The following is a 26,486-nucleotide window of genomic DNA, read 5'->3' on the forward strand; positions in this document are numbered from 1 at the left end:
GGCGGTGCAAAGACCTGCGCAAACTTCCAGCAACGGAAGGGGGCGGACAGGACGCGCGCCGGGATCGGCCCAACGCCAATGGCACGCATATTGCGGACTGGGAAGTGCCATCCGTTGCTGTCAGCGGATGCCATTTCTTCTATCGATGAGGGTACAAAGATGCGTTCCACTGCTATCCGCAGCCTGCTTGCAGTCACCATGCTGGCGGCCTCTTCACTGGCACTTGCGCAAGGCGCCCGCGACTGGCCCAGCCAGCCGGTGCGTATTGTCGTGCCGTTCCAGGCCGGCTCGGCCACCGACCTGATCTCGCGCCAGATCGGCCTTGGCCTCGGCAAGGAATACGGCCAGACCTTTGTGGTTGAAAACCGGCCGGGCGCCGCCGCGATGATCGGCAGCGAAGTGGCCGCGCGCGCGCCGGCCGATGGCTATACGCTGCTGATGTCCGGGCCGGCGTCGATGGTGACCAACCGGTTCCTGTACAAGAAGCTCAGCTATGACCCGGATGCGTTCGAGAAGGTGGCAGTGGTCGCGGTCACGCCGAATATCCTGTTGTCCAACCCGTCGCTGCCGTTCAAGACGCTGCCCGAGATGGTGGCGTATGCCAAGGCCAATCCGGGCAAGCTGACCTATGCCTCGTTCGGTACCGGCACCACCTCGCATATCGCCGGCGAGATGCTGAAGGCCGCGGCCGGCATCGATATCGTCCATGTGCCGTACAAGGGCGCCGGCGAAGCGATCCCGGCGCTGCTGTCGGGGCAGGTGTCGATGTATTTCGACACCATCATGACCGGCCTGCCGTATGTGAAGGCAGGCAAGCTGCGCGCGCTCGGCATGTCCACCGCAAAGCGCTCGCCCAACGCGCCGGAGATCCCGACGATCGCCGAACAGGGCTATGCCGGTTTCGATATCGCGCCCTGGTACGGCATTGTCGCGCCCAAAGGCACGCCGGCCGACGTGGTCAGCAAGCTCAATGTCTCGATCAACAAGCTGCTCAAGGCCCCTGAGTTCCGCGAGCGCCTGGCTGCCACCGGCGCCGAGCCGCGCGGTGGCAGCGTCGGCGATTTCAGCGCGATGGTCAGCGCCGAGATTCCGCGCACCGAGAAGCTGGTCAAGCAGTCCGGCGTGACTTTGCAATAAGCCGCGTGCAGTAACCCTGGGGCGCGCCCGCGCGCCCTTTCCTCTGTTCTGAATGGAGTTCCCGATGTTGCCTTTCGACTGGACCTTTCCCTACCCGTCGCAAAAGATGCCGCTGCTGGCCGCTAACGCGGTCAGCACCAGTCAGCCGCTCGCCGCGCAGGCGGGGCTGCGCATGCTGTACGAAGGCGGCAATGCCATCGACAGCGCCATTGCCAGCGCGATTGCGCTGACCGTGGTGGAGCCGGTCATGAACGGCATTGGCGGGGACATGTTCGCGCTGGTCTGGCATGAGGGGCAACTGTACGGGCTCAACTCCAGCGGCCGGGCGCCGGCGCGCTGGACCCTGGATCGTTTCGCCGGGCACGACAGCATGCCCCAGGTTGGCTGGGATACGGTCACCGTGCCGGGCCAGGTCGCGGGCTGGAAGGCGCTGTCGGCCCGCTTCGGCAAGCTGCCGTTCGCGCGGCTGTTCGCACCGGCCATCGAGTACGCTGAACAGGGCTTCCTGGTGTCGCCGCAGATCGCGCGGCAATGGGCCGCGCAGGTGCCGGTGCTGGCCGGGCAGCCTGGCTTTGCCAAGGCGTTCCTGCGCGACGGCAGGGCACCGCAGGCGGGCGAGCGCTGGCGCTTCCCGGAGCAGGCCGCCACGCTGCAGCGCATTGCCGAGAGCGATGGCGAGAGCTTCTACACGGGTGAACTCGCCGCGCGCATCGTCGCGTTCGCCGAGGAGACCGGAGGCGCCATCCGCGCCGACGACCTGGCAGGGCATCGGGCCGCCTGGGTCCAGCCGATGGCGCAGCAGTTCCGCGGCTATACGCTCCATGAAATTCCCCCGAACGGCCAGGGCATCGCCGCGCTGATCGGCCTTGGCATCCTGGACCGCTTCGACGTGGAAAGCATGGGCTGCGACAGCCCTGGCTTCTACCACGTCAGCATCGAGGCGATGAAGCTGGCCTTTGCCGACCTGCACCGCCACGTGTCGGACCCTGCCACGATGCAGCACGCTCCGTCCGCCTTCCTCGATCCGGCCTATCTTGCCGAGCGCGCGGCGCTGATCGATATGAAGCGCGCAGGCACACCCACCGCTGGCGTCCCGAAGAGCGGCGGCACTGTCTACCTTTCCAGCGCGGATGCCGCGGGTTCGATGGTGTCGTATATCCAGTCCAACTACCGCGGCTTCGGCTCCGGCGTGGTGGTGCCCGGAACCGGCATCGCGCTGCATAACCGCGGCGCGGGCTTCAATTTGAAGCCCGCCCATGCCAACTGTGTGGCGCCGGGCAAGCAGCCAATGCACACCATCATCCCGGGCTTCGTCACCCGCAATGGCGAGCCGGTGATGTCATTCGGCGTGATGGGCGGCTCGATGCAGGCGCAGGGCCATGTGCAGATGATGGCGCGGCTGGCTGCCTTCGGCCAGAATCCGCAGGCTATGAGCGATGCCCCGCGCTTCCGCGTGGAGCACGGGCCGGTGGTGAATGTCGAGGCGCATCTGCCGCCGGACGTGGCCTCCACGCTGCGCGGCATGGGTCATCGCGTTGAAGTGGCGCCGCGCGACAGCCTGGAGTTCGGCTCGGCGCAGCTCATCTACAAGGCGCCGGACGGCTATATCGCAGCCTCGGACTCGCGGCGCGACGGGCAGGCAGTGGGGTTTTAAGTGGGCGTCGATGGCTTGGCGGGATTCTCCAAGTATTGATGCAGGTTCAGACCATGCCGCCGTTAGCGCGGATCACCTGGCCATTAATCCAGCCACCCGGCGAACTGGCGAGGAAGGACACGACGGCGGCGATGTCTGCTGGCGTGCCAAGGCGCTCGAGCGGGTTCATCCTGGACATCCGATCGATCAGCTCAGGCGCTTTGCCTTCCAGGAACAGATCGGTAGCAGTGGGGCCCGGCGCTACCGCATTGACGGTGATCGAGCGGCCGCGCAGTTCCTTGGAAAGGATGGCGGTCATGGTTTCCACCGCCGCCTTCGTCGCGGCATAGACGCCGTACGTTTCCAGCTTGGTGCCCACCAGGCTGGTTGAGAGATTGACGATGCGGCCGCCGTCGCGCAGGCGGCGCGCCGCTTCACGCATGCCGTTGAACGCGCCCTTGAGGTTGATGGCAACCAACCGATCAAAGACGGCATCGTCCAACTCGGCGATAGGGGCGAGATTCATGATGCCGGCGTTGTTGACCAGCACATCGACACCGCCGTAGCGGGCTTCGGTGGCATCAAACAGTCGCTGCACCGCGTGCGGGTCGCTGACATCGGCCTGCAGGGCGATAGCTTCGCCGCCTAGGGCAGTGAGGCGGCTCGCCAAGGCCTCGGCATCATCGCGCCGGCCTGCGTAGTTGATGACCACCGCGTGACCGTCGGTAGCCAGGCGTTCGGCGATGGCGGCGCCAATGCCGCGTGAGCTGCCGGTGACGATGGCAACCGGGCGGGGGTTTGTTTGCGTGTTCATGAAGGGGCTCTCGATAGAACCGCTGAATTGCGGTGGAGACAGCTTATCTATCCGCCAACGGGAGATAATCTGGCAAAATCCGCGAACATAATTCGAAAATCCGAACAATGGACCGCTTTGAAGCCATGCGGGTCTTTGCCAGGATCGCGGAGCGCCGCAGCTTCACCCAGGCCGCCCACGATCTATCCCTGCCGAGGGCGACCGTCACCGATGCCATCAAGGCGCTGGAATCGCGGCTGGGTGTACGCCTGCTGCAGCGGACCACCCGCCAGGTCACCCTCACGCTCGAAGGCGAGGTTTTCTACGGCCGCTGCCTGCGCCTGATCTCCGACATGGAGGACGCCGAAGGCGCCTTCCGCGATACGCCACCGCGTGGCCCATTGCGCATCGAAGTGCATGGAACTCTGGCGCGCAATCTGCTGTTCCCCCGGCTTCCCGCGTTCCTGGATGCCTATCCGGATATCGAGTTGGATGTCAGCGAGGGCGATCGCTATGTCGATCTGGTGCGTGAAGGCGTCGACTGCGCCATCCGCGTGGGCGAACTGCCCGACAGCGACCTGATCGCGCGCCGGCTGACGCTGCTGGCCGAGGCCACAGCGGCATCGCCGGACTACTGCAAACGACATGGCACGCCAACCAGCATCGATGCCCTCGAAGGAGGTCACGTGATGGTTGGCTTCAAATCGACGGCTATCAGCGGGCTGCTGCCCCTGGAGTTCCAACAGGATGGGCATGTCCGCCGCATCACGCTGCCCACGCGTGTGCGGGTCAGCGGCGCGGATTCCTATGTGGGCGCGGCCTTTGCCGGCTTCGGCATCATCCAGGCCCCACGCTACCGGCTGGACCATTATTTTGCGGCCGGCAAGCTGCTTCCGTTGCTGGAGCCATTTCCGCCAGTGCCCCGCCCGGTCAATATCGTGTACGCACGCACCCGGCTGCCATCCCCGCGGTTGCGTGCATTCATCGAATGGGCAAGCAGGACCTTTGTTTCGGAGGCAGCGTCGGTACTTTCGAGAGAGTCGTAAGGTGACGAAACGGCTTCATCATCAGTCGCCTGTCCGGCGGCACTGATCATTGTCCATTTTCGCTACTCTCCGCATCCGACATCGCATGTGAAGTCAGCAACTCGATCATGGCGCGCACAGCGGCCGACTGGTGTCGCGGAATATCCGGGGCGCGACAACCCTTGGGAGCACCGATAGTAAAGGGTGCAGCCATTCGTCCCGAGTGCCCCCACTCAAACCGACCACCCCAGACTCACCACCCCAATCACCACCCCCAACCCGATCCGATACCACGCAAACACCCGCAGCGAATGCCGCGCCACCAGCCGCACCAGCGCATTGACGACGAAGAGGGCGGAGACGAAGGCGGCGGTGAAGCCGGCGGCAATGGACCAGATGTCCTGCAGGCTGAGCAGGTGGTAGTGCCGCATGGCGTCGTAGCTGGCGGCGCCGAGCATGGTGGGGATGGCGAGGAAGAAGGAGAACTCGGTCGCTGCCTGGCGCGATACGCCTGACAGCATGCCGCCGATGATGGTGGCGCCCGAGCGGGACGTGCCGGGGATCATCGCCACGCACTGGGCGAAGCCGATGCCGATGGCCTGTTTCCAGCCGAAATCTTCGATGGCGTGGATACGCGGCACGGCGCTGCGGCGCTCGACCCAGAGGATGACCAGGCCGCCCGCGATCAGTGCGGCGGCGACCACGGCCGGATCGAAGAGGTGGTGTTTGATCGGGCCGATCAGTAGCGCGCCGATGACCGCGGCGGGCAGGAAGGCGACCAGCACCGCGGTGGCGAAGCGCAGTGCGTCGGGGTCGCGCCGCACCACGCCTTCGCACAGGTCGGTGATCTTGGCACGGTACAGCCAGCACACGGCGAGGATCGCGCCCAGCTGGATCACTACGTCGAACACGCGCGCCTCGTGCGAGGTGAAGTCGATCCAGTCGCCGACCAGGATCAGGTGCCCGGTGCTGGAAACGGGCAGGAATTCCGTCAGGCCTTCGAGCAGGCCGAGAAAGAATGCCTTGCCCAGGTGGATCCAGTCGATCATGTGGCGGCTGCCTCGTGGTTGCTTTGTGGTTGCCTTGCGGTTCGGAGAAGCGTGGAGCAGGGGGCCGTCAGGCTGCCAGGCTGTGGAGCAGCTGGGGCTCGCGCTCCTCCAGGTAGCGGCGGAACTGCGCGCCGGTCTCGTGGTGCTTGAGCGCGTATTCGACGGTCGCCTTCAGGTAGCCCAGCTTGCTGCCGCAGTCATAGCGCGTGCCCTGGTAGCGATAGGCCAGCACCTGTTCCTGGCTCAGCAGCGACTGGATCGCGTCGGTGAGCTGGAACTCGCCGCCGGCACCGGGTTTCAGTGCGCGCAGGTGGTCGAAGATGCGCGGCGTCAGGATGTAGCGGCCGACCACGCCGAGGTTGGACGGCGCTTCTTCCGGCGCGGGCTTTTCGACGATGCCGGATACCTTGATCACGCCTTCGCCCCACTCGCGGCCCTCGACCACGCCGTAGGAGCGGCTCTGCTCCGGCAGGATCTCTTCGACGCCCAGCACCGAGCAGTTGTAGTGGTCGTACGCATCGACCATCTGCTTCATCACCGGCGGGTTGCCGTCGATCAGGTCGTCGGCCAGCATTACCGCGAACGGGGCGTCGCCCACCAGCTTGGCCGCGCACAGCACCGCATGGCCCAGGCCCAGCGCTTCGGACTGGCGCACGTAGAAGCATTCGACGTTGGCCGGCTTGATCGAGCGCACCACGTCCAGCAGGGCGCGCTTGTTCTTGGCTTCGAGTTCCACCTCGAGTTCGAAGGCCTTGTCGAAGTGGTCCTCGATGGCGCGCTTCGAACGGCCGGTGACAAAGATCATCTCGGTGATGCCGGCGGCCATGGCTTCCTCCACGGCGTACTGGATCAGCGGCTTGTCCACCACCGGCAGCATTTCCTTGGGGCTGGCCTTGGTGGCCGGCAGGAAGCGGGTGCCCAGGCCTGCGACCGGGAAGACGGCCTTGCTAACGCGACTTGTCATTTCAGTGGTTCCCTTCAAAGGTTTGGCAATGCCCGGTGCGATGGCGGCGAGGCTGCCGTCATTCGCCGGCAAAGAAAGAGGGTGTAGGCGCAACAGGGAATCAATCGCCTACACCCTTAAGTCGGCACGGGGTGCCACCCGCGATTGTGCTGCGTCGCACCAACCGCGGTACCCCTCAGGCGTTGGGACGGAATTCGTTTCCACTCTGATGGGGGGATCGGAAACTTGGCAAAAACGCCGGCCGCGCCTTGAAGATGTAGTCCCGCGAGCCATAAACTTCGCCGGTCATTTACGGATGACGCAGTGCAGAAAAGAGCGCGCCCAGCGCGCCGGGCACAACCAGTCAACACCGCCAGGTTCAGTTCCGCAGCCGTGCAGACAAGCGGACAGGCACCCCCGGTGCCATGCCGGACCAGCGGGGTCACCGCTGTGCATTACGACAGGGTGGCGGCGGGCCATGCGGGTCTTCTTGCAAACAAGGGAATCATCGAGAGTGCTAAAGCTTTCAAGCAGCTTGAGGTTTGGCAGGGCCGTCACGTGCCTGGGGATCGTTCCGTTGCTGGCATCGTGCGCGCTGGCGCCGGGCATGCGCTTCGACCCGCAGCGCCCGCTGGATCCGGAGGACCCGCAGTCGGTGCCCAAGGTCACGCAGATCACGCCGGCGCTGGTGCGCACGCTGAAGGCCGCCACGCCGCCCGCGAACGCCGGCGTCGAGGCCTTGTTCGGCGAGCCCGGGCCCTATACCGTAGGCGTCGGCGACATCCTCTCTATCGTGGTGTGGGACCACCCGGAACTGGTGTTCCCCACGCAGACCTACTCGATCGGCGCCGCCTACGAGATTCCCAGCTACAGCGGCGCGGCCAACATTCCAGGCTACGTGGTCAGCCCGGCCGGTACCATCCAGTTTCCCTATGCCGGCGTGCTCAAGGTGCTTGGCCAGACGCCGGACCAGATCCGCGGGCAGCTGAGCACCCAGCTCAAGCCGGTGGTGACGATGCCGCAAGTCACGGTGCGCGTGCTGGCGTTTCGCAGCAAGCGTGTCTACCTCGACGGCGAGGTGAAGACGCCGGGTCCGCAGAATATCGACGACGTGCCGATGACGCTGGTCGAGGCGCTCAACCGCGCCGGCGGCATCAACGTGCTGACCGGCGACAACAGCCGCATCCGCATCTCGCGCGAGGGCAAGATCTACTACGTCAGCCTGCCGGCGCTGCTGCAGCAAGGCATCGATCCGGCGCGCATCCTGCTGCGCAACGGCGACATCGTGCGCGTGGAGCAGCGCGAGGACAGCAAGGTCTTCGTCACCGGCGAAGTCGTCAAGCCGACGCCGGTGATGCCGCGCAACGGCCGGCTCACGCTGAGCGAAGCGATCGGTGAAGCCGGCGGCCTGAATCCCAATTCGGCCAACGCCAAGGAGCTCTACGTCATCCGCAAGGCCGCCGACGGCGAGGCCGAGGTGTTCCACCTCGACGGCAAGTCGCCGGTCGCGTTCGCCCTGGCCGAGGCCTTCGAGCTGAAGCCGCGCGACGTGGTCTATGTCGATGCCGCGGGCGTGGTGCGCTGGAGCCGCGTGATCAACCAGCTGGTGCCGAGCGGCAACTTCTTCACCTCCACCGCGAACGCAGTCAAATGATCAAGACCGTACTCGTGGTCTGCATCGGCAATATCTGCCGCAGCCCGATGGCACAGGGCCTGCTCAGGCAGGCGCTGCCCGAGGGCGAGGTGGTCTCCGCCGGCCTCGGCGCGCTGTCCGGGCACGCGGCGGATCCGCATGCGGTGGACCTGATGAGCCGCCAGGGCGTGGATATTTCCGGGCACCGGGCGCAGCAGCTCAATCACGTGCTGATCCGGCGCGCGGACCTGATCCTGGTGATGGATGCCGCGCAGCGGCAGGAGATCCAGCGCCTGCACCCTGCCACCACCGGACGGGTGTTCCGCCTGGGCGAGCTGGAGAAGTTCGATGTGCCAGACCCTTACCGCCAGCCCCGTGCGGCATTCGAGAGCGCGCTGCAGCTGATCCAGCGCGGCGTGGAGTCCTGGGTGCCGCGCATTCGGGCCCTGGGTTAAACCGATACTGTCCTGCCTGCCATGAACCAGTCCACTTATGTTCCCGTCGCGGCGCCGGCCCAGTCGGACGAGATTGCCGTGGTCCGCTACCTCGACGTGCTGGTGGCAAACCGCTGGCTGATCGCGGCCATTGCCCTTGCCGTCCTGACGCTCGGGGTTGCCTACGCGTTCCTGGCGCGCCCGGTGTACGAAGCCAACATCCTGGTGCAGGTCGAGGACAGCCAGAACAGTCCCAACGGCCTGCTGGGCGATGTCTCGTCGCTGTTCGACGTCAAGACCCAGGCGACTGCCGAAATCGAGATCCTGCGCTCGCGCATGGTGGTCGGCAAGGCGGTCGACAACCTGCGGCTCTATATCGATGCCAAGCCCAAATACTTTCCGCTGGTCGGGCCGTGGCTCGCCAGCCAGTCGAAGGGCCTGTCGGAACCCGGCCTGTTCGGCATGGGCGGCTATGCCTGGGCCGGTGAATCGATCGAGGTGCCGACCTTCGACGTGCCCGAGGCGCTGCAAGGCGAGAATTTCGTGCTGGTGAGCCTGGGCGATGGCCGCTACCGGCTCGAGCAGGGCAGCCTGGACCAGCCCATCGTCGGCCGTGTCGGCGAAGCGGTCGAGGCCAGCCATGCGGTCGGCGAAATCAGGCTGCTGGTGACGGCGCTGAAGGCCAAGCCCGGCATTGCCTTCAACCTGGTGCGCCAGTCGCGCCTGAAAACGCTGGAGCAGCTGCAGCAGCAGCTGAACATCGCCGAGAAGGGCAAGCAGAGCGGCGTGATCGGGGCCTCGCTGGAAGGCAACGACGCCAGGCTGACGGCGGCGATCCTGAACGAGATCGGCGACGAGTACGTGGCGCAGAACATCAACCGCAAGGCTGCGGAAGCGGAGAAGTCGCTGCTGTTCCTCAACAACCTGCTGCCGCAACTGAAGGGCGAGCTCGAGCGCGCGGAAGTGAAGTACAACGCCATGCGCAACGAGCGCGGCACCTTCAACCTGAGCGAAGAGGGCAAGGCCTTCCTGCAGGAGAGCGTGACCGCTGAAACCTCGCTGCTGGAACTCAAGCAGAAGCGCGCCGAGCTGGTGACGCGCTTCGCGCCCGGCCACCCGTCGATGCAGGCGATCGACAAGCAGATTGCCGCGCTGGCCGCCAAGGCGGGGGCGGTTGCCGGACGGGTCAAGACCCTGCCGAACCTGGAGCAGGACACCGTGCGCCTGATGCGCGACGTGCAGGTCAACAACGACCTCTATGTCGGCATGCTGAACAATATGCAGCAGCTTAAGCTGGTGAAGGCCGGCAAGGTCGGCAGCGTGCGCCTGGTCGACACCTCGCCGGTGCCCGAGGAACCGGTCAAGCCGAAGAAGGCGCTGGTGATCGTGCTGGCGGCGGTGCTCGGTGTGCTGGGCGGTGCGGTGGTGGCCTTTGTCCGCAATGCCCTGTACGGCGGCATCACCGACCCCAAGGACATCGAGGAACACACCGGGCTCAACGTCTATGCGACGGTGCCCCAGTCCGAACACCAGCTCACCATCAGCAAGGACATCCAGGCGCGCAAGCGCGGCCACTACCTGCTGGCCGACCGCTTCCCCAACGAGCCCTCGGTGGAAAGCCTGCGCAGCCTGCGCACGTCGCTGCAGTTCGCCATGCTGGATGCGCCCAACAACCGCGTGCTGCTGACCGGTGCCACCGCCGGCGTGGGCAAGTCCTTCGTCTCGGTCAACCTGGCCGCGTTGATGGCCTCGGGCGGCAAGCGCGTGCTGCTGGTCGACGCCGACATGCGCAAGGGCTACCTGAACCAGTACTTCGGCAAGGACCGCGAGCCGGGCTTGTCCGACGTGCTGGCCGGCAAGCTGGCGCTGGAAGACGTGATCCACCGCGATGTGGTGCAGGGACTGGACTTCATCGGCACCGGCACGATCCCGCCGAATCCCGCCGAGCTGATGCTGAAGGAACGCATGGTCACGCTGCTGGAGGAACTCAGCGCGCGCTACGACATGCTGATGGTCGACACGCCGCCGGTGCTGGCCGTTGCCGATGCCGCGATCCTGGCCGAGCGTTGCGCCACGGTATTCCTGGTGACGCGCTTCGGCAAGAGTTCGATCGGCGAGATCTCGGAATGCGCCAAGCAGCTGGCGCAGGTCAACGTAAGCGTGAAGGGGGTGATCTTCAACGGCCTCGACCCCAACGCCTTCCGCTACGGCTATGGCTCCAAGTACGGCCGCTATCGCTATGCCTACTACGGCTACTCGCAGAGCGAGAAGGCGTAAGCCATGCAAGCCGCGCGACTGGACCGCGACTGGGTGCTGGCCGAGCGCGGGCTGGCCACGGTGGCGAGCCTGGTGCTGAGCCTGCTCTACCTGGTGATCTACTTCTTCGGGCGCGACGCGCTGCCGGAGAAATGGGTCACCGATTCCAACAAGATGCTGGAATTCCTGGTCAGCGGCTCGACCGACCTCGACGATTCGTTCGCCGCCACCGCCAAAGTGTTCTCGGTGTTCGGGGCCGAGTATGTGAATGTCGTCACCGCGACGGTCGGCGTGGCCTATCTTGCGCTGGCGTCGAGCCGGGTGGCGAGCCTGCGCGACCTCGCCACGCGCTGGCTGTTCGTGCTGCCCTGCATGCTGCTGAACCTGCTGTCGCCGGGCAAGGAGACCGTGGTGATCGCCATGTCGATCGTGCTGGTCATGGGCGGGATGTCGCGCGGCGTGTCGTTCCGCGCGCTGGTCATCATGACCATGGTGCTGTACGGCTGCTACGCGCTCTTCATCCGCAACTACTACGCGATGATCCTGGTGCTGGCGCTCGGCATCCGCGCAACGGCGCGGCTGAGCCCGGCATGGAAGGCCATCGTGCTTGCCTGCGTGGTGGGCGCGATCCTGGTGGCGCCGTCCGAGATCCTGTATATCCTGCAGTCGCCGCGGGATATCTCGAACAACTATGCGCTGAGCATCGGCAGCGACAACCGCACCATGATCTGGAACCTGTATCCGCCCACGTCCGGTGTGAATTTCATCGTCAACTACCTGTATGCAGCGATCATGTTCGTGCTGCCGGTGATCAGCTTCCGCGCGCCGGTCGACCTGGCCATGATGCTGATGCATGCGGCGATCCTGCGCGTGGCGCTGCGCGGCCTGTCCGGCACGCCGGCGGCGACGGAAGCCGGGCGCAAGCGCCGCTGGTTTGCCACGCTGGTCGTTGCGCATATCCTGGTGCAGTTTATCTTCGAGCCTGACCTGGGCAGCTATGTTCGCCATCTCACCTCGGTCAGCCTGTTCCTCATCCCTTTGCTAACTGCCTTGCCGGCCAAACAAGATGAAGCACGTCGTCATATGCGCGGTGCCATACAGTGACAACCTCGGCGATGCGGTGATCGCCGAAACGCTGGGCCACCTGATCCGCCAGGCCGTGCCGGATTGCCGGGTCAGCTACCTGGACATCGCCGGGCGCACCCGGCTCGGGGAAAACTCGCTGAAGAAGGGCCGCCTGATGCGGATCTTCTCGCGGCTGCCGGGGTGGGCCCGGGTGCCGGTGCTGACCGCTGCCATCTGGCTGAAATACCGGCGGCAGTGGCGCACGCGCTGGCAGCAGCAACTGGCCGATGCCGACATGGTGGTGGTCGGCGGCGGCCAGTTGCTGTGCGACGTGGACCTGAACTTCCCGCTCAAGCTCTACCTGCTGGCCCGCTGCCTTGGCAACAATGCGAAGGTCGCGCTGGTGTCGGTGGGCGTGGCGGCCGGCTGGTCGCGCCTGGGGCGCTACCTGGTGTCGCGCTTCTTCGCGCTGGCGGCGCCGCAGTTCGTCTCGGTGCGGGATGAAGGCTCGCGCCGCAATATCGTCGGCCTCGGCGCGGGCGAGGCTTGCGATGTCGCCATCATTCCCGATCCCGCCATCCTCAGTGCGTCGCTGTATGCCGAGCAAGGGCTGGAGAAGCGCTGGGACGTCGGGATCTGTGTCTCGGACGTCGAATCGCTGCACTACAACGCGGACCTCGTCGCGGTATCGGAGCAGGGCGCGGGGCTGGGCATGTTCGTCGAGCTGGTGCACAAGCTGCGGCAGGGCGGGCAGCGCGTGGTGCTGTTCACCAATGGTGCGGAGGAAGACAATCTCGCCGCGGCCACGGTCAGGAGCCGGCTGGGCGCGGAGGTTGCGGACGGCGTGGATTACATGCTGCCGAAGTCGCCGGCGGAGCTGGCATCGATCATCGCCGGCTGCCACAGCATGGTCGGGCACCGCATGCACGCCAACATCATCGCCTTCAGCTTCGGCGTGCCTTCCGTCGGCATCGTCTGGGACACCAAGGTCGCGTCGTTCTTCAAGCTGAGCGGGCGCGGCGATTTCGCGGTGCGGCAAAGCGCCGGCGCCGACGACGTGATCGAACGGCTCACCTACGCGCGCTCGCTGGGCGCGGCGCAGTTCAAGCGTTCGGCGCGGCTGGGCCGCGAGATTACGCAGGGCCTGGCGCAGCTGTTCAGCCAGAAGCTGCCGCTGCCGGCTGCGCCGGCGCCGCTCAAGGCGGCGCCTTCGCTCGAGGGGACGCCATGATGCGCCGCATGCTGCCGGCGCTGGGCGCGGTGTTCGAACAGGCCGCGTATACGGCGGTGCAGTTCGGCATCAACGTGGCGCTGGCCCGCTCGATGGATGTGGCGGGCTATGGGCTGGTGGCGGTGGTGCTGTCGCTGGTGGTGTTCATCAACATCTTCTACGTCTCGTTCCTGCACGAGCCGGCGCTGATCGAGGGGATCAAGCTGCGCGTGCGCTTCTCGGCCGAGGTCGCGGTGCTGACGGTGTTTCCGGTCGCTGCCGGGTCCATCCTCTACCTGTACGGGCATGGCCTGAGCACGTCGGCCTGTGCGGCGGCGGCGGTGCTGTTTGCCAGCTACACCGCTTACTGGGTGCTCAGGACCGTGGGCGCGAAGACGCGCGGCTATGCCGGGCTGCTGGTGTGCCACGCGCTGATCGGCGGCGGCGTGGCGATGATCGGCCTGGCCTCCGGCACGCAGCCGGCGCCCGCGGCGATGCTGATGCTCGCGGCCGCGATCCTGCTGCCGACCGTGGTCGCGGCCGCCACGCTGCGCCGCCGCGGCCGCATCGAATTGATCCCGGGCCGGCCGGAATCGCCGCGCCAGTGGCTGGGCTTCGGTGCCAGCTCGGCCAGCGCCCAGCTGATGAGCTGGCTGGTCGGGCCGGGACTGGTGGTGCTGCTCGGTTCGCTCGGACACTTCGCCGATTCGGCCAAGTTCCGCATCCTGCTGACGGTGCTGCTGCCGGCCCAGTATGTCCTGATGGCGCTGGGCTACCACCTGATGCCGAGGTTCGCGGCATCGTTCCGGCAGGACGACACGCTGACGCTGGCCCGGAACGCGGCCGGCTTCGTGCTGGGCGGCGTGGTGCTGTCCGGTGCGCTGAGCGTGCTGCTGCTGCTTTTTGGCGACCAGCTCGTGGTCATGCTGTTCGGCGCAGCCTATGGGGATCTCGACGTGCGCTTCTTTTCGCTGTTTCCGATCGTGTTTGCGGTGGTGATGTGCCTGCGCACCTTGCTGAAGTCGTTCGGCATGGCGCGGGCGATCTTCCTGGCAGCGGGCATCGGCCTGCTGGCCGGCATCGCGCTGGGGGCATGGCGTTATCCGCAGCTCGACTACCTCGTGGCGGCGCAGATCATGCTGGTGTCGTTCCTCGTCATCGCGCTGTTCCAGACCGGTGCGCTCGCCATGGGCGTACTGCGCAGGCATGTCGCGGCATAGCGTCCCACCGCCTCGCCGCGGGGCGCGGACGCGCGCGCTGGCGCTGGCGGCGCTGATCGCGGTCTCGGGCTGGTGGCCCGCCCGGCAGGGGCATGCCGCGGACGGGCAGACCTCGGGCCGGATTGCGTCGATGCCGGCCTTTGCCGTGCAGATCGATCCGGCCACGGTGTCGGCGCGCGACTTCGCCGAGATCCGGCGCCTGGGCTTTTCGCACGTGCGTTTCGGCGTGCGGCCCGAGGTGGTGCGCGGACACCTGGCGCCGCAGCGCTACGCGCAGGTCATTGCGCAGGCGCGCCAGGCCGGCCTGCAGATGCTGGTTACGCTGTATGGCGGGCGGTATATCTGGGGCGATGGGGGCGAGGACGGTGGCAGCGATGCCAGCGAGTCCAGCTTCGCCGCGTTCGCCAGCCAGTTCATGCAGCGCAACGCGGGGCCAGACCTGTCGTACGAGATCTGGAACGAGCCCGACAACAAGACCTTCCTGCATCCATCGGTCCCTATTTCCCGGCTGCTCTCGACCGCCGGCAAGATCTGCGACGCGCTGGCGCAGGCCGGCACGGCGCCGCTGCCATCGGTTTACCTGTTCGGGCTGGCGCGGCTGCCCGGGCCGGCGAATCCCGTGGCGGAACAGTCTTTGTCGCGCCTGCTGACCGATCCGCGCCTGGGCTGCATTAAGGGGCTCAGCATCCATCCGTACCGCGCCACGCCCGAGACGCTGCTGCGCGACTATCGGCAGCTGGGCGGCCGCATCCGCAATTCGCCGCGCCCGGGGGCGCAGCTGATCGTCAGCGAATGGGGCTATGCCTCGTACCTGCCGGTGCGTAGCGAAGCCACGCAGGCGACGCTGGTCGCCAGGCAGGTGCTCGCCGGCGTCATGGCGCAAGCGCCCATGCTCGGCATCTACGCGTGGCGCGACCGCGGCCAGGCCAGATGGGATCGCGAGGCGAACTTCGGCCTGCTCAGGAACGATGGCTCGGAGAAGCCGGTCATCGCCATGTTGCGCGACCTGCTGGGCCTGTTGTCCGGGGCGCAGGACGCGCAATGGCGCCAGCGCCAGGACAGTTTCGTACTGTCGCTGCGCAAGGACGGCGCGGTGCATCGCATCTACTGGGGGCCGCAAGGCCGGGCGCTGTTGCGCGAGGCGCTGGCGCAGGGGGGGAGCGCGGGGGGGGCGGATGGCTGCAAGGTGAGGGCGCTGGGCACTGCCGCAGGCGCGCGCCCGTGTGCGGCGCTGCTGCAGGACGGCACCGCGCTTGCCGATGCGGAGATGCTGCTGGCGAGCTGGCCGGGCGGCAACGCGCCGCCCTGACCAGCGCCGTCGGTGCGGGGCTAGGCGAGCAGCGCGCGCGAGTAGAACGACTCGAACTTCTTGGCCTGGGTCACGATGTTGAACTCGGACGCGGCGCGTGTCACGGCGTGCTCGGACATGGTCTGCCACAGCGTGGCGTCGCCGACGATGGCTTCGATCGAACTGGCCATGGAAGGGGCGTCGTCCACCGGCACGATAAAGCCGTTGTTGCCATCGACGATGATGTCCTTGATGCCGTCGACGTCGGTGCCGACCACCGGGATCGCCAGCGCATTGGCTTCCGCCAGCACGTAGCCGAAGCTTTCGTAGTGCGAGGTCAGCACCACGACCGCGGCATGCGCCAGCAGTTCCAGCAGCTCGGCGCGGCTCATCCACGCGATCGCGGTGATGTCCTTGCCCTCGACCAGGCCGCGTTCCTGCAGCATGGCATCGAGCGTGGCGCGGTCGTTCTCGTAGTGGCCGTAGCCGACCAGCATGAACTCGACGTCGGCACGGCCCTGGAACAGCCTGGCCACGTCCAGGAACATGGGGATGTTCTTCTGCGGGCTGATCCGCGCCACCATGATCACGCGCTTGACGCCGGCGCCCAGCTGCCGTTCCACCGGTACGGAGCGCGGCTCGACGGCATTCAGGATGGAATGCGCGCGCTCGCGCGGCAGGCCCACCTCATGGATGGCGCGGTCGCGTTCCGACGGCGAGGTTGCCAGCACCGCGTCGGTCAGCCGGTGCAGGAAGCGCTCCGCCATCAGGAACACGCGCCGCTTGATGCCGCGCAGCCCCAGGTAATAGTAGGCATGCGGGGTGTAGACCACGCGCACGTTCAGGCCGATGCAGGCCAGCCGTCCCACCAGCCCCGCCTTGGAGCTGTGCAGGTGGACGATCTGCGGCGCCACGCGCTTCACCAGCGCGCGCAGGATTAGTGCCGCCTTCAGGTCGTTGAGCGGATCGAGCTTGCGCGGAATCGGCAGGTAGCTGACGCCGAAATTGCGCGCATCGGCAACCGCCGAGACCGAGCATTGCTTCGGCAGCGCGAAGTGGAAGCTGATGTGCTCGTCGTTGATATGGGAGGCCAGCAGGTGCAGGTAGGTCTCGACCCCTCCCAGGCACTCGGTGACATGCAGGACTTTGATCATTGGCTTGCGGTTCGATGGCGTCACGGGAAGCGGATAGCGGTGGCTCAGTAGGCGTTGCTGCCCATCCAGCCGCGGAACGCGGTCCAGAAAATGATGCGCAGGTCGAGCCAGAACGACCAGTTGCGGATGTAGAAGATGTCGTGCTCGACCCGCTTGGCCATCTTGTCCAGGGTGTCGGTCTCGCCGCGGTAGCCGTTGATCTGCGCCCAGCCGGTGATGCCCGGCTTGACGCGGTGGCGCAGCATGTAGAAGTCGAGCTGCTCCTTGTACATGTTGTTGTGCGCCATCGCGTGCGGACGCGGGCCCACCACGCTCATTTCGCCCTTCAGCACGTTGATGAACTGCGGCAGCTCGTCGAGGCTGGTGCGGCGCAGGAAGGCGCCGATCGGCGTGATGCGGCTGTCGCCCTTGGTCGCCTGCGTGACCACGCCGTGCTCGGCATGCACCTTCATGCTGCGGAACTTGTAGACGTGGATCACGCGTCCGTCCAGGCCGAGACGTTCCTGCTTGAAGAACACCGGCCCGGGCGAGTCGCGCTTGATCAGTACCGCGATCAGCAGGAACAGCGGCGACAGCGCCACCAGCACCAGCGCGGCAAAGGTGCGGTCGAAGATGGCCTTGATGGTGCCGCGCACGCCCAGCGAAGGCGGCTTGTTCATCTCCACCGCGGGCATGCCCAGGAAGTTGCCGACGTTGTGGTTGAGCAGGTCGAAGTCGAGCACGCTCGGCATCCACTTGATGTCGATGAAGTCATTGCGCAGCGAGAAGGCAATCTCCTGCATCAGCCGGTGCTCGCTCATCGGCAGCGTCAGCCAGATTTCGGCAATGCCGTGCTCGCGTGCGAACGCGGCGATGTCGGCGCTATCGTTGATGCGGCGGCGTCCTTCCGGCGTGGGCTCGCCTTCGGCGGCATAGATGCCGCTGATCTTGTAGCCGGTGGTGTGGCTGGCGGTGGCGCGGCGGTACATCTCCTGGCCGGTGCGGCCGAAGCCGACGATGACGACGCGCTTGTTGTTGGCGCCGGCAACGCGCAGCAGGTTGAGCACGGCCCGGCTGACCACGCGCAGCGCCACCAGTCCCGCCAGCGCGAACAGGTACCAGTACACCATCCACAGCCGCGACAGCGAGTCGGTCTGGTGCAGCAGGTAGGTCAGCAGCAGGCTCACCAGCCAGACCAGGCTCCACGCCGACAGCAGCCGCGCGGCGAGCGAGAACAGGCTGCGCCCGCGCCACGACGTGTACACGTCGAAGCCCGGCAGCACGATGAAGGCGATGGCACAGGCAAAGTACTGGATGAACTGGTGGATTGGCGCCTGCGCGGTGTCGAACCGCACTTCACTGGCCAGGATTGCCGCCACCCAGATGGTGCCGGCGTCGAGCAGGCGAGCCATCAGCGCGAGCTGATCGTGGTGCCTGGCAAACATATCGCGATAGATACCCAATTGCTTCTCCCAGAAGCGTTGAGTAATGGGCGCTCATGCGAGTGCCCACGCCCTTGTTGTCTCCTCCGAACTCCCGGTCCGCGCGAAGTGGCGGCCAGGCTCGTCGCATGGCATGCATCTGCCTGTGCATGCTCATGGCGTGATCAAGCAGAGTCGTGCGGGGCTGCCTTGCGGCAGCGGTTCCATGGTGTGGCGACGGTCAGCGCGTGACCTGCCACGGGCCGCATCGGTGAGGGCCGTCCATGCAACTGCAACGCTCTCGTTCTGCCGGTGCGCTGAAGGCCCCGGCGTGCTCCGTGTTTTCAGGAGCGAATAGTGCGATGCGGCCAAAAGCGTCGGTACCCTGCATCGGAAGGGAAACTCCGGACGCGTGCGAAGCGGCCTCGCGCCGGTGCATGCAGCGCAAATCGTGGGGGACGTGACCGACTTTCGCGCGTTTTTTCGCGCGCGAAAATGCCGTCATTCGCGCTTGCGCGTTACCCCGCGCAAGGAGGGAAACGACAGGGCAGCGCACCCCTCGCTGCGGGGGTGAGAATAAAAAGCGATGACGAGCAGGTCCGGAACCGCCGGCCCGGTGCGAGGCACCGACACGGCGGATGCGGTGCAGCGTCCGGGCATCCTTCACTCCACCGCGGTAGAGGAATGAGAAAGAACACAGAGCCACTGACGGTCTTCACGCGCGAACAGCTGGATTCGTATTTCGCGTCGTACGTAGGGATGGAAGGCGGCAATCCAGGCGCTGCGGTCTGGTTCTGCGACAGCTCTCCGCTTCCCGGCGTGGCGCCGCTGGCGGGCCCGCTGGTTCCGCATGCGCGGCCCACCGCCTGGGATGCCGCCTACCGCTACAAGTACCGGCACCACATGGAGCGCTGGCAATCGCACCAGAGGATCGCGCGCATCATGGCCGCCGCGCGCGCCAGGGTGTTCAAGACCACCATGGGCGAGCAGGACTGGAAGCATTACTTCGATCATCACCTGTACGGCCCGCAGGGCGCCGAGTTCAAGCTCAGCCTGTTTCCGCTGCCGGCGCGGGTGACCGAAGAAATCCCGTGGTCGAAGGCGTTTCGCGGCCAGCCGGAACTGTTTCCGCGGCGGCGCTATCTCGACCTGTGCCGCGAAGGCCGGCGCTTTGCCTTTATCGACGGGATTCGCCGGTTGTGGAAGCCGAAGGTGGTGATCTGCCTGGGCGAGCGCCATGCCGACGATTTCGCGCAGGCCTTCGGCCTGGCGCAGGCGCACGCCACCGACCACGTGCTGCAGCCCGCCGACCAGCCCAAGACGCTGCGCGTGCTGGAACGCGACGGCACTACGTGGCTGATCTGTCCGCCGCTGGCCGGGGCCGGAGGAATGATGTCCGACGTACTGCTCGACGCGATGGGGCAGTACCTGTCGCGCTGGCTGCGCCCGGACGATTTCTCCGGACACGTCATCGGCATGGCGCAGGAGCCGGTGAGCCAGCCATGAACCCTCGCCAGCGAGCGTCATGGACACCCTCACCATGTTTCGTCGTAGCGATGTATTGATCTCAGGAGAGCAGCGTGCAAACTAAAACCCGGAACATCTTCATGCTTGGCATCATGGCAGGCGCGGCGGCAACGCTCGTGGCTTGCGGCGGCGGCGACGATTCGCCAGCGCCTTCCCAGCCGTCCCAGCCCTCTGCCACGGTAAGCGGCAAGGCGGTGGACTTCTACCTGTCGGGCTCGACCGTGACCTTCCTCGATTGCGAGAACAAGACCGCGGTCACCAATGCCACCGGCGACTTCACCTTCCCGGCAGGCTGCACCAAGAGCGCGCTGAAGCTGACCGGCGGCACCGATGTCGGCACCAACCTGCCGTTCGCCGGCGTGCTGCAGGCCCCGGCGATCGATTACCGGGAGGGCGTGACCCAGGTGGTCTCGCCGCTGACCACGCTGGCGGTGCAGCTGGGCGCAGGCCAGGTCGCGCCGCTGGCGACGGGACTGGGCCTGGCAGGCAAGGACCTGGCCACGCTTGACCCGATGCAGGATGCGCAGGCGCTGCGCGCGGCGGTCGTGGTGCAGCAACTGGTCGACCACGTCTCCAAGACCCTGACGGGCCTGGGCGCGGGCGGCACGCTGACGCCGGCGGATTCGGCCGCGGCGGCGTCGAAGGCAGTTGCCACCGCGGTGGCGAGCGCGCAGGGCACGGCGGATCTGAGCAGCGGTGCGCTGGTGGCGGGCGTGGTGTCCAGCGCCGTGCAGAACGCGCAAGCGGGGCTGCCCACCAGCCTGCAGTCGAACATCGGCGCCGTGGCCACCAATGTGGCCGCACTGGCCGCGCCGGTGATCGCCAGCGAAGTGGATAGCGTCAGCACCGCGCTGGAAGCGATCGACGTCAGCAGCAGCCCCACCGAAACGCTGTCGGCCCTGATCGAGGGCGGTTCGATCAACATCGTCACGCAGAGCGCCCAGACGGCCACGACCACGGCGCTGGTGCAGGCGGTCCCGGCTGGCGCACTGGCCAACGCGGCAAACGCGGCGGGGCTGGCGCAACTCGGCGACGCGGTATCGAGCGGCAGTGCCGCACAGATCCAGCAGGTCGCCGCGAACCTCGGCGGCGTGGTGGACGCGGGCGCCATCAACAGCGTGGCAGACGCGGTCCGGCTGAAGAACTCGCTGGTGCTGTCGAACCTGACCATCAACGGTGTGACGCAGCCGATCACCGACACCATCACCGCCACCGGCGGCTCGCTTAATGCGATCCAGGTCGGCGTGGCGCAGAATGGCGACGCCTTCAACGGCGGGCCGACGCAGGTGCGCGCGGGGCTGAGCTACACCTATAACGGCAACCAGGTCGATGTCATCATCGAGAACGTCACGCTGACCTTCAACGGCTCGCAACTGGTCGATGCGGTGGTGCCGGCCAACACCGCGTATTCGTTCCGTGTCAGCGGCAACCTCTCGGTCGCGGCAAGCCTGACCAATGCCGCTGCCGACAGCCTGTTCTCCAGCGCCAACGGCGGCTCGCTCAACCTGCCGTTCACCACCTTCCTGGGCAAGCTGCGCTCCTCCGGCGCACTCAGCCAGGCGCAGGTCGACGCGCTCACGCCGAGGGCGACCAGCACCTTCCCGGTGACCTTCGCCACCACTACCGGCCGCCCCGGCAGGGACGTGCGCGTGGGCATGCTGGTCAACAACGACGTCGCCTTCGCCAAGACCGCCCTGGTCAAGACCGACGCCGAGATGGTGGTCGGCGACGGCCTCAAGACCACGGTCACGCTCAACCCGTGAGCGGCGCTTAGCGCCGTAGCAAAGGCCTTCCGCCGGCACGGGGAAGGCCACCGCCCCCGGTCATGCGGGCGCGTGGCGGGTGTTGCCTGCCGCGCGCCGGCGATGACTGGGTCATGTTGTGTCTGCGTCGGGCGCTTCCGTGGAGCGCGCCGCGCATGAGGCTCGCCCAGTGGCCTCGGAGTTTCCTATGCAGCTGCTTCGAAAGCGCCGGCTGGACCAGGCCTGCGCCCTGATGCTGGGGCTGTGCGCCGTCGGTACGGCCAGGGCCGCCCCGGACGATGTGTTCATGCAAGCCGAGCCCGCCACCGGCGAGTTTACTTCGGTGCGGGTGGAGGCCAGCTACGACATGGTCAACCGCAGCGTCGATGTGTTCAACCTGCGCGGGCGCCAGGGCCCGGTGTCGGACAATGCGGGCGACTACCGCGGCGGCAAGCTGATGCTCGGCTACAAGTTCTCGCCGCACTGGTCGGGATCGGCCACCTACTGGCGCCGCGGCATCGACTACGGGCAGGACCGCAACCATATCGATACCTGGATGCTGGCGATGCACTACGACCCGCTCGCCGAGGCCGGCGCGCGCGATCGCATCATGCTGCGCTTCTCGCTGTGGGGCGACCACGCCGGCAGCCTGAACCGCTCGTCGCCGGTGATGGTCCGCAACACCACGTTCAACAGCCTCACCGTGAACAACGCCAATGATGTCCAGGCCCAGGCCGACGTGATCTTCTCCGGCGAGCTGAGCGAGCGCAACCAGCTTACCGGCTTTGTCGGGCTCGGCATCAGCCGCGTCACGGTGGGCAGCCTCAATACCCGGGTGCAGCGCGGCAACTGCAATTTCAATGTTGCCATCGGCTCCGACAATCTCGCCAACGGCCAGCTGGCGGCGCCGTGCAACGTCGGCAACGTCACGCTGCAGTCGGCCTCGTTTTCGGTCAATGCCAGCCAGTTCGGGCTCGATTTCAACGACGATTTCAACTACACCGCCGGCTACCTGAACCTGGGCGGGTCGTGGCGCTGGAAATACGAGCGCTTCGCCGCGCGCCTGGGCTACCAGTTCCAGTACCTGCTGCGCAGCAATGTCGACAGCCGCGCCGAAACCTATGGCCATGCGCCGATCCGCTCCAACCATACGCTGGGGCTGGAGCTGTCGTACGGGGTGGCCAAGAACGTGGAGGTGTTCCTGCGCGGGCAGGCCTCGCTGTACAACTTCGTCGGCACCATCCCGTTTCTCTACAACGCGACCACCGCCGGCAAGCTGGACCGCTACTACGGCTACGGCTCGATCGGCATCCGCTTTTCCGGATTCTGAGCCGCACGCGCGCGGCGGGGCCGCTTCCGGTAATCCGTCAGCTGTTTTTTATCCCCTCCGGCGAGGGGATGGAAAATCGCAACCAAAATATATTGCGGCGCAGCAGATTGCTTATTTCAGACCTTAGAAGATTGAAATTCCTATATCCAGGGGTATTGGATAAAATCATCTCAATCGAGAAAGGGCCAGAGAGCCCAATATCAGTCGAACCGGCACCGGCATGGTGCATTTGGCGAACCGCGGCCCTGATTATCCAGCGTGGAAGGCCAATGCCAGGTTTGAAACATTTGTAATTTTTTGTATTTACTGGGGGGAAGTAAAATAATGAATATGCTTCGGCCTGTTTAAAAGCCCAGACGCATTGTGTCTTGTCGCGCGCCAGCAGTGGCGCGCGAGATTCCCGCCACCGGAGCGCGTGCCAGGGCGTCCGCGCCGGGACACGCCTGTTCCAATCACGCCGGCAGGCAGTTCAGGACATTATAAAAACCGATGGATGCATGCCGCTCGGGGGAGGGGCATTGCGCGTCCGTCTATTTCCCTGCCTGAAACAGAATTTGCTTATGACCATGGCAGTACGTACGCCCGTTGCGGCGGCGGCATGCTGCGGCATTAAATATTGGGGGTCCCACCAAGCAGCAAGGGATAAAATGCAGCATTCACGGATGTTCACGCGCCAGGAACTGGACCGCTATTTTGCCTCCTACGTCGGCATGGAAGGAGGCAATCCCAGGGCCGCCGTCTGGATATGCGACCGCAGCCCGGCGTGGTCCGAGCCCATCGTCGCACCGCTTCATCCACACCTGGCACCACCGGCATGGGATGCCGTGTTCCGCCAGCAGCATCGACAGGACATGGCCAGGTGGTTCGGCCACCAGTGCGTGGCGCGCATCATGGCCGCCGCGCGGGCCGAGGCGCTTGGGGTGCGCCTCGGCGACAACGACTGGGAACATTACTACTGGAGCCATCTGTATTCGCCGGCGGGCGCGGAATTCAGGCTCAGCCTGTTTCCGCTGCCCGCGCATGTCGACGGCAGAACCACATGGTCCAAGGCGTTCCGGGGCCAGCCGGAACTGATTCCGCAGAAGCGCTATGTCGCGTTGTGCCGGGAAGGCGAGCGCTTCCGCTTTATCGCCAGGACCTGCGAGCGCTGGCGCCCGAAGGTGGTCATCTGCCTGAGCCACCGCCATACGGACGAATATGTCGAAGCCTTTTCGCTCGACGACGTCGCCGGCGAAGAGCACGCGCTGCGGCCGGCGGACCAGGCCCGGCGCCTGCACCTGTTCACCCGGGGCGACACCACGTGGATCATCTGCCCGGCGATCGGCGGCAGCGCCGGCATGACCTCGCAGGTCCAGCTCGATGCGTTTGGCAAGTTCATCGGCGCGCGCCTGGCAGCGAGCGACTTCAAGCACTGCCTCGAGCTGGCAGCGCACGAGGCACCGGCGCGGCCGGAGCACGTGCCCGAGCCGTATGCCGCGAGCGTGGTGCCTGTCGCGGCCGCTGGACGCGATCCTGGCCATCGCATCCCACCCGGCTTCGGCTGGGGTGAGCCCGTGCGGGCCGGCAATTGCGAATCCTTCGCCTAGGCATTTCGCCGGTTCCGGGAAGGCGCCGCTAGCGGCGCCTTTTTTTATTGGCCGGCGCGCGGGCAGCGCGTGCGTGGCCGCTGCCGACGTGCGCCTGCATGCAGGCCACCAGCGCATCGAACACGACCCGGCAACGGCGGCTGCCGCGCAGGTCGCCATGCATCGTGACCCACGTGTCGAGCGAAAAGGAGAACGCATCGGGCAGCACGCGCAGCAAGTAAGGATCGCGTGCGGCCAGCGCCGCCTGGCAGATGCCGATGCCGCAGCCTGCGCGCAGCATCGCCAGCTGGGCCAGGTCGCTGTCGCTGCGCAGTGCGAAGGCCTCGCGGCGCCAGGCCGGAAACCTTGCGCTGGCGGCGCGCAGGAACGGGGTTTCCTCATCAAAGCCGATCAGCGCATGCGCGGCCAGGCCGGCGACGGTGGCCGGCATGCCGTGCTCGGCGACGTAGTCGGCATGGGCGAACAAGCCCAGCTCGACGGCGCCGATGCGTCGTGCCACCAGCGCCTCTTGCCGCGGCGGCGACATGCGGATGGCGAGGTCGGCTTCGCGCTGGAGCAGATCCTGCACGCGGTTGGTTGCCACCAGTTCCACGCGCAGCAAAGGGTGCTCGCGCCGCAGCCGCGCCAGCACCGGCGGCAACACTTCGATGGCGATGACCTCGCTGGCCGAGACCCGCACCGTGCCCTGGATGCCCTGGCCCTGGCTGAACGCCTCGCGCTCCAGCGCGGCCGCGGTGCTGTGCATGGCCTGCGCGTACCCCTGCAGCGCCGTGGCGGCGTCGGTGGGCACCAGTCCGGTCGGGGTCCGGGTGAACAATGCCTGCGCGAACGCCGCTTCCAGCGCGCACACATGCCGCCCCACCGTGGGTTGGGTCAGTCCCAGCTTGCGCGCGGCGCCGGACAGCGAACCCTCCGTCAGCACGGCGAGGAAGCTGCGGTAGTACTCCCATCCGATGTTGTGTCCCATACAAAAACGTATAGCAGATAGCCTTCGATCGATAATTGCAGTTTAGCCCGGCGCGCGTGACCATGTCTCCAATTTGATGGAGAGGCCCGATGCCCGAACACAATGACGAAGCGATGCACGCACTGGTGCTGGGCGCCAGCGGCGGCATCGGTGGCGAAGTCGCCCGCCAGCTGCGCGACGCCGGCTGGCAGGTGCGGACACTCAAGCGCGACCTGGCCGACGGCAGTGAATACCGCGACGGCATCAGCTGGCGGCGCGGCGATGCCATGAACCGGCACGACGTGCTAGAGGTGGCGCGGGGGTGCCAGGTCATCGTCCATGCGGTCAACCCGCCCGGCTATCGCCACTGGGCCCAGCGCGTGCTGCCGATGGCGGACAACACCATCGCCGCGGCCATCGCGGAGCGTGCCACCATCGTGTTGCCCGGCACGGTCTACAACTACGGGCCCGATGCATTTCCGGAGCCGAACGAAGATGCGCCACAACACCCGCAAACCCGCAAGGGCCGCATCCGGGTCTTGCTCGAGCAGCGCTTGCGCGATGCCACCGCGCACGGCGCGCGCGTGATCGTGGTGCGTGCCGGCGATTTCTTTGGCCCGCGTGCCGGCAACAGCTGGTTTTCGCAGGGCCTGGTCCGGCCCGGCCGACCGTTGCGCAAGATCCTGCAGCCAGGCAAGCCTGGCGTGGGGCACCAGTGGGCGTACCTGCCTGATGTCGCGCGCACCATGGTGCGCCTGATCGAGCAGCGTGCCGGGCTCGAGCCGTTCGCAAGCTTCCACCTGGCAGGGCATTGGGATGCCGATGGCACCGCGATGACCGGCGCGATCCGCCGCGTGGCGCTACGGCATGGGCTTGCTCCTTCGATCGCGGCCTTCCCCTGGTGGCTGACGGCACTGGCGGCGCCGTTCGTGCCCACGCTGCGCGAACTGCGCGAAATGCGCTACCTGTGGAGTCAGCCGGTACGCATGGACGCCTCGCGCCTGGCGCAGTTTCTCGGCGAAGAACCGCACACGCCGCTGGACCAGGCGGTGGAAGCAACGCTGGCCGGACTGGGTTGCCTGTAGCCGGAACGTCCGGCGCCGATGAAGGCGACG

21 protein-coding genes are annotated in these 26,486 nt (G+C 66.5%); 15 read left to right on the forward strand and 6 right to left on the reverse strand.

Going from position 1 to position 26,486, the window contains the following annotated elements; genetic code table 11:
* Positions 1 to 159 precede the first annotated feature (159 nt).
* The gene (locus C7416_RS08055) at positions 160 to 1,137 is read left to right on the forward strand and encodes a Bug family tripartite tricarboxylate transporter substrate binding protein (RefSeq protein ID WP_062800082.1); all 978 of its coding nucleotides are present in this window, start codon (positions 160 to 162) and stop codon (positions 1,135 to 1,137) included.
* A 64-nt stretch (positions 1,138 to 1,201) separates the two neighbouring features.
* The gene (locus C7416_RS08060) at positions 1,202 to 2,791 is read left to right on the forward strand and encodes a gamma-glutamyltransferase family protein (RefSeq protein WP_111517911.1); all 1,590 of its coding nucleotides are present in this window, start codon (positions 1,202 to 1,204) and stop codon (positions 2,789 to 2,791) included.
* Between the two features lie 46 nt (positions 2,792 to 2,837).
* On the opposite strand, the gene C7416_RS08065 is transcribed toward C7416_RS08060, so the two are convergent.
* A complete protein-coding gene (locus C7416_RS08065; protein ID WP_111517912.1) occupies positions 2,838 to 3,584 on the reverse strand; it encodes an SDR family oxidoreductase in 747 nt (248 codons plus the stop codon).
* Between the two features lie 107 nt (positions 3,585 to 3,691).
* On the opposite strand from C7416_RS08065, the gene C7416_RS08070 reads away from it, so the two are divergent.
* Positions 3,692 to 4,609, forward strand: a complete 918-nt coding sequence (locus tag C7416_RS08070) for a LysR family transcriptional regulator (protein WP_111517913.1) — start codon at positions 3,692 to 3,694, stop codon at positions 4,607 to 4,609.
* A gap of 212 nt (positions 4,610 to 4,821) precedes the next feature.
* Here C7416_RS08070 and C7416_RS08075 read toward each other — a convergent pair whose 3' ends face one another.
* Positions 4,822 to 5,637 (reverse strand): undecaprenyl-diphosphate phosphatase, encoded by an 816-nt coding sequence (locus tag C7416_RS08075; RefSeq protein WP_111517914.1) that lies wholly within the window; start codon positions 5,635 to 5,637, stop codon positions 4,822 to 4,824.
* Between the two features lie 67 nt (positions 5,638 to 5,704).
* Positions 5,705 to 6,601: a UTP--glucose-1-phosphate uridylyltransferase GalU gene (gene galU / locus C7416_RS08080; protein WP_111517915.1), complete on the reverse strand. Its 897-nt coding sequence runs from the start codon at positions 6,599 to 6,601 to the stop codon at positions 5,705 to 5,707.
* 493 nt (positions 6,602 to 7,094) lie between these two features.
* Between galU and C7416_RS08085 the strand changes: the two genes are divergently transcribed.
* Genes C7416_RS08085 through C7416_RS08115 form a run of 7 tightly spaced genes read left to right on the forward strand, consistent with a single transcriptional unit; the run spans position 7,095 to position 15,707 of the window.
* On the forward strand, positions 7,095 to 8,234 hold the full coding sequence (locus C7416_RS08085) for a polysaccharide biosynthesis/export family protein (RefSeq protein WP_111517916.1): 1,140 nt from the start codon (positions 7,095 to 7,097) through the stop codon (positions 8,232 to 8,234).
* Positions 8,231 to 8,668: a low molecular weight protein-tyrosine-phosphatase gene (locus tag C7416_RS08090; protein WP_012352907.1), complete on the forward strand. Its 438-nt coding sequence runs from the start codon at positions 8,231 to 8,233 to the stop codon at positions 8,666 to 8,668. Before C7416_RS08085 ends, C7416_RS08090 begins: the two co-directional genes overlap by 4 nt.
* A 21-nt stretch (positions 8,669 to 8,689) precedes the next feature.
* Positions 8,690 to 10,924, forward strand: coding sequence for a polysaccharide biosynthesis tyrosine autokinase (locus tag C7416_RS08095; RefSeq protein ID WP_111517917.1), 2,235 nt, complete (start codon positions 8,690 to 8,692; stop codon positions 10,922 to 10,924).
* A gap of 3 nt (positions 10,925 to 10,927) precedes the next feature.
* Positions 10,928 to 12,007: a hypothetical protein gene (locus C7416_RS08100; protein WP_111517918.1), complete on the forward strand. Its 1,080-nt coding sequence runs from the start codon at positions 10,928 to 10,930 to the stop codon at positions 12,005 to 12,007.
* Positions 11,970 to 13,199, forward strand: a complete 1,230-nt coding sequence (locus C7416_RS08105) for a polysaccharide pyruvyl transferase family protein (RefSeq protein WP_111517919.1) — start codon at positions 11,970 to 11,972, stop codon at positions 13,197 to 13,199. Before C7416_RS08100 ends, C7416_RS08105 begins: the two co-directional genes overlap by 38 nt.
* Positions 13,196 to 14,398 (forward strand): lipopolysaccharide biosynthesis protein, encoded by a 1,203-nt coding sequence (locus tag C7416_RS08110; RefSeq protein WP_111517920.1) that lies wholly within the window; start codon positions 13,196 to 13,198, stop codon positions 14,396 to 14,398. Before C7416_RS08105 ends, C7416_RS08110 begins: the two co-directional genes overlap by 4 nt.
* A complete protein-coding gene (locus tag C7416_RS08115; RefSeq protein WP_111517921.1) occupies positions 14,385 to 15,707 on the forward strand; it encodes a glycoside hydrolase family 5 protein in 1,323 nt (440 codons plus the stop codon). Before C7416_RS08110 ends, C7416_RS08115 begins: the two co-directional genes overlap by 14 nt.
* A gap of 20 nt (positions 15,708 to 15,727) precedes the next feature.
* On the opposite strand, the gene C7416_RS08120 is transcribed toward C7416_RS08115, so the two are convergent.
* Together C7416_RS08120 and C7416_RS08125 are read right to left on the reverse strand one after the other, a co-directional pair.
* Positions 15,728 to 16,840 carry a glycosyltransferase gene (locus C7416_RS08120; RefSeq protein WP_111517922.1) on the reverse strand — a complete coding sequence of 371 codons (1,113 nt, stop codon included), beginning with the start codon at positions 16,838 to 16,840 and terminating at the stop codon, positions 15,728 to 15,730.
* A gap of 44 nt (positions 16,841 to 16,884) precedes the next feature.
* Positions 16,885 to 18,264: an undecaprenyl-phosphate glucose phosphotransferase gene (locus C7416_RS08125; RefSeq protein WP_111518128.1), complete on the reverse strand. Its 1,380-nt coding sequence runs from the start codon at positions 18,262 to 18,264 to the stop codon at positions 16,885 to 16,887.
* Between the two features lie 660 nt (positions 18,265 to 18,924).
* Here C7416_RS08125 and C7416_RS08130 point away from each other — a divergent pair.
* The 4 genes from C7416_RS08130 to C7416_RS08145 all read left to right on the forward strand — a co-directional run bounded on the left by C7416_RS08130 (position 18,925) and on the right by C7416_RS08145 (position 24,425).
* Entirely contained in the window at positions 18,925 to 19,746 is an 822-nt protein-coding gene (locus C7416_RS08130) for a transcriptional regulator (RefSeq protein ID WP_111517923.1), read from the forward strand.
* Positions 19,747 to 19,820: 74 nt separating this feature from the next.
* Positions 19,821 to 21,530: a hypothetical protein gene (locus C7416_RS08135; RefSeq protein ID WP_181461169.1), complete on the forward strand. Its 1,710-nt coding sequence runs from the start codon at positions 19,821 to 19,823 to the stop codon at positions 21,528 to 21,530.
* 187 nt (positions 21,531 to 21,717) lie between these two features.
* Complete coding sequence (locus tag C7416_RS08140; RefSeq protein ID WP_111517939.1) at positions 21,718 to 22,839, forward strand: hypothetical protein; 1,122 nt, start codon at positions 21,718 to 21,720, stop codon at positions 22,837 to 22,839.
* 662 nt (positions 22,840 to 23,501) lie between these two features.
* Entirely contained in the window at positions 23,502 to 24,425 is a 924-nt protein-coding gene (locus tag C7416_RS08145; RefSeq protein ID WP_240988168.1) for a transcriptional regulator, read from the forward strand.
* 28 nt (positions 24,426 to 24,453) lie between these two features.
* On the opposite strand, the gene C7416_RS08150 is transcribed toward C7416_RS08145, so the two are convergent.
* A complete protein-coding gene (locus C7416_RS08150) occupies positions 24,454 to 25,392 on the reverse strand; it encodes a LysR family transcriptional regulator (RefSeq protein WP_111517944.1) in 939 nt (312 codons plus the stop codon).
* 89 nt (positions 25,393 to 25,481) lie between these two features.
* Between C7416_RS08150 and C7416_RS08155 the strand changes: the two genes are divergently transcribed.
* The gene (locus tag C7416_RS08155; protein ID WP_111517954.1) at positions 25,482 to 26,456 is read left to right on the forward strand and encodes an NAD-dependent epimerase/dehydratase family protein; all 975 of its coding nucleotides are present in this window, start codon (positions 25,482 to 25,484) and stop codon (positions 26,454 to 26,456) included.
* Positions 26,457 to 26,486: the final 30 nt, after the last annotated feature.

The organism is Cupriavidus phytorum (assembly GCF_003254285.1).
GTDB classification, from domain to species: Bacteria; Pseudomonadota; Gammaproteobacteria; order Burkholderiales; family Burkholderiaceae; genus Cupriavidus; species Cupriavidus phytorum.

Coding starts and splice junctions, on each gene's coding strand:
- C7416_RS08055 (WP_062800082.1), top strand. CDS start 160: ATGCGTTCCACTGCTATCCGCAGCCTGCTTGCAGTCACCATGCTGGCG.
- C7416_RS08060 (WP_111517911.1), top strand. CDS start 1,202: ATGTTGCCTTTCGACTGGACCTTTCCCTACCCGTCGCAAAAGATGCCG.
- C7416_RS08065 (WP_111517912.1), bottom strand. CDS start 3,584: ATGAACACGCAAACAAACCCCCGCCCGGTTGCCATCGTCACCGGCAGC.
- C7416_RS08070 (WP_111517913.1), top strand. CDS start 3,692: ATGGACCGCTTTGAAGCCATGCGGGTCTTTGCCAGGATCGCGGAGCGC.
- C7416_RS08075 (WP_111517914.1), bottom strand. CDS start 5,637: ATGATCGACTGGATCCACCTGGGCAAGGCATTCTTTCTCGGCCTGCTC.
- galU (WP_111517915.1), bottom strand. CDS start 6,601: ATGACAAGTCGCGTTAGCAAGGCCGTCTTCCCGGTCGCAGGCCTGGGC.
- C7416_RS08090 (WP_012352907.1), top strand. CDS start 8,231: ATGATCAAGACCGTACTCGTGGTCTGCATCGGCAATATCTGCCGCAGC.
- C7416_RS08095 (WP_111517917.1), top strand. CDS start 8,690: ATGAACCAGTCCACTTATGTTCCCGTCGCGGCGCCGGCCCAGTCGGAC.
- C7416_RS08100 (WP_111517918.1), top strand. CDS start 10,928: ATGCAAGCCGCGCGACTGGACCGCGACTGGGTGCTGGCCGAGCGCGGG.
- C7416_RS08105 (WP_111517919.1), top strand. CDS start 11,970: ATGAAGCACGTCGTCATATGCGCGGTGCCATACAGTGACAACCTCGGC.
- C7416_RS08110 (WP_111517920.1), top strand. CDS start 13,196: ATGATGCGCCGCATGCTGCCGGCGCTGGGCGCGGTGTTCGAACAGGCC.
- C7416_RS08115 (WP_111517921.1), top strand. CDS start 14,385: ATGTCGCGGCATAGCGTCCCACCGCCTCGCCGCGGGGCGCGGACGCGC.
- C7416_RS08120 (WP_111517922.1), bottom strand. CDS start 16,840: ATGATCAAAGTCCTGCATGTCACCGAGTGCCTGGGAGGGGTCGAGACC.
- C7416_RS08125 (WP_111518128.1), bottom strand. CDS start 18,264: ATGTTTGCCAGGCACCACGATCAGCTCGCGCTGATGGCTCGCCTGCTC.
- C7416_RS08130 (WP_111517923.1), top strand. CDS start 18,925: ATGAGAAAGAACACAGAGCCACTGACGGTCTTCACGCGCGAACAGCTG.
- C7416_RS08140 (WP_111517939.1), top strand. CDS start 21,718: ATGCAGCTGCTTCGAAAGCGCCGGCTGGACCAGGCCTGCGCCCTGATG.
- C7416_RS08145 (WP_240988168.1), top strand. CDS start 23,502: ATGTTCACGCGCCAGGAACTGGACCGCTATTTTGCCTCCTACGTCGGC.
- C7416_RS08150 (WP_111517944.1), bottom strand. CDS start 25,392: ATGGGACACAACATCGGATGGGAGTACTACCGCAGCTTCCTCGCCGTG.
- C7416_RS08155 (WP_111517954.1), top strand. CDS start 25,482: ATGCCCGAACACAATGACGAAGCGATGCACGCACTGGTGCTGGGCGCC.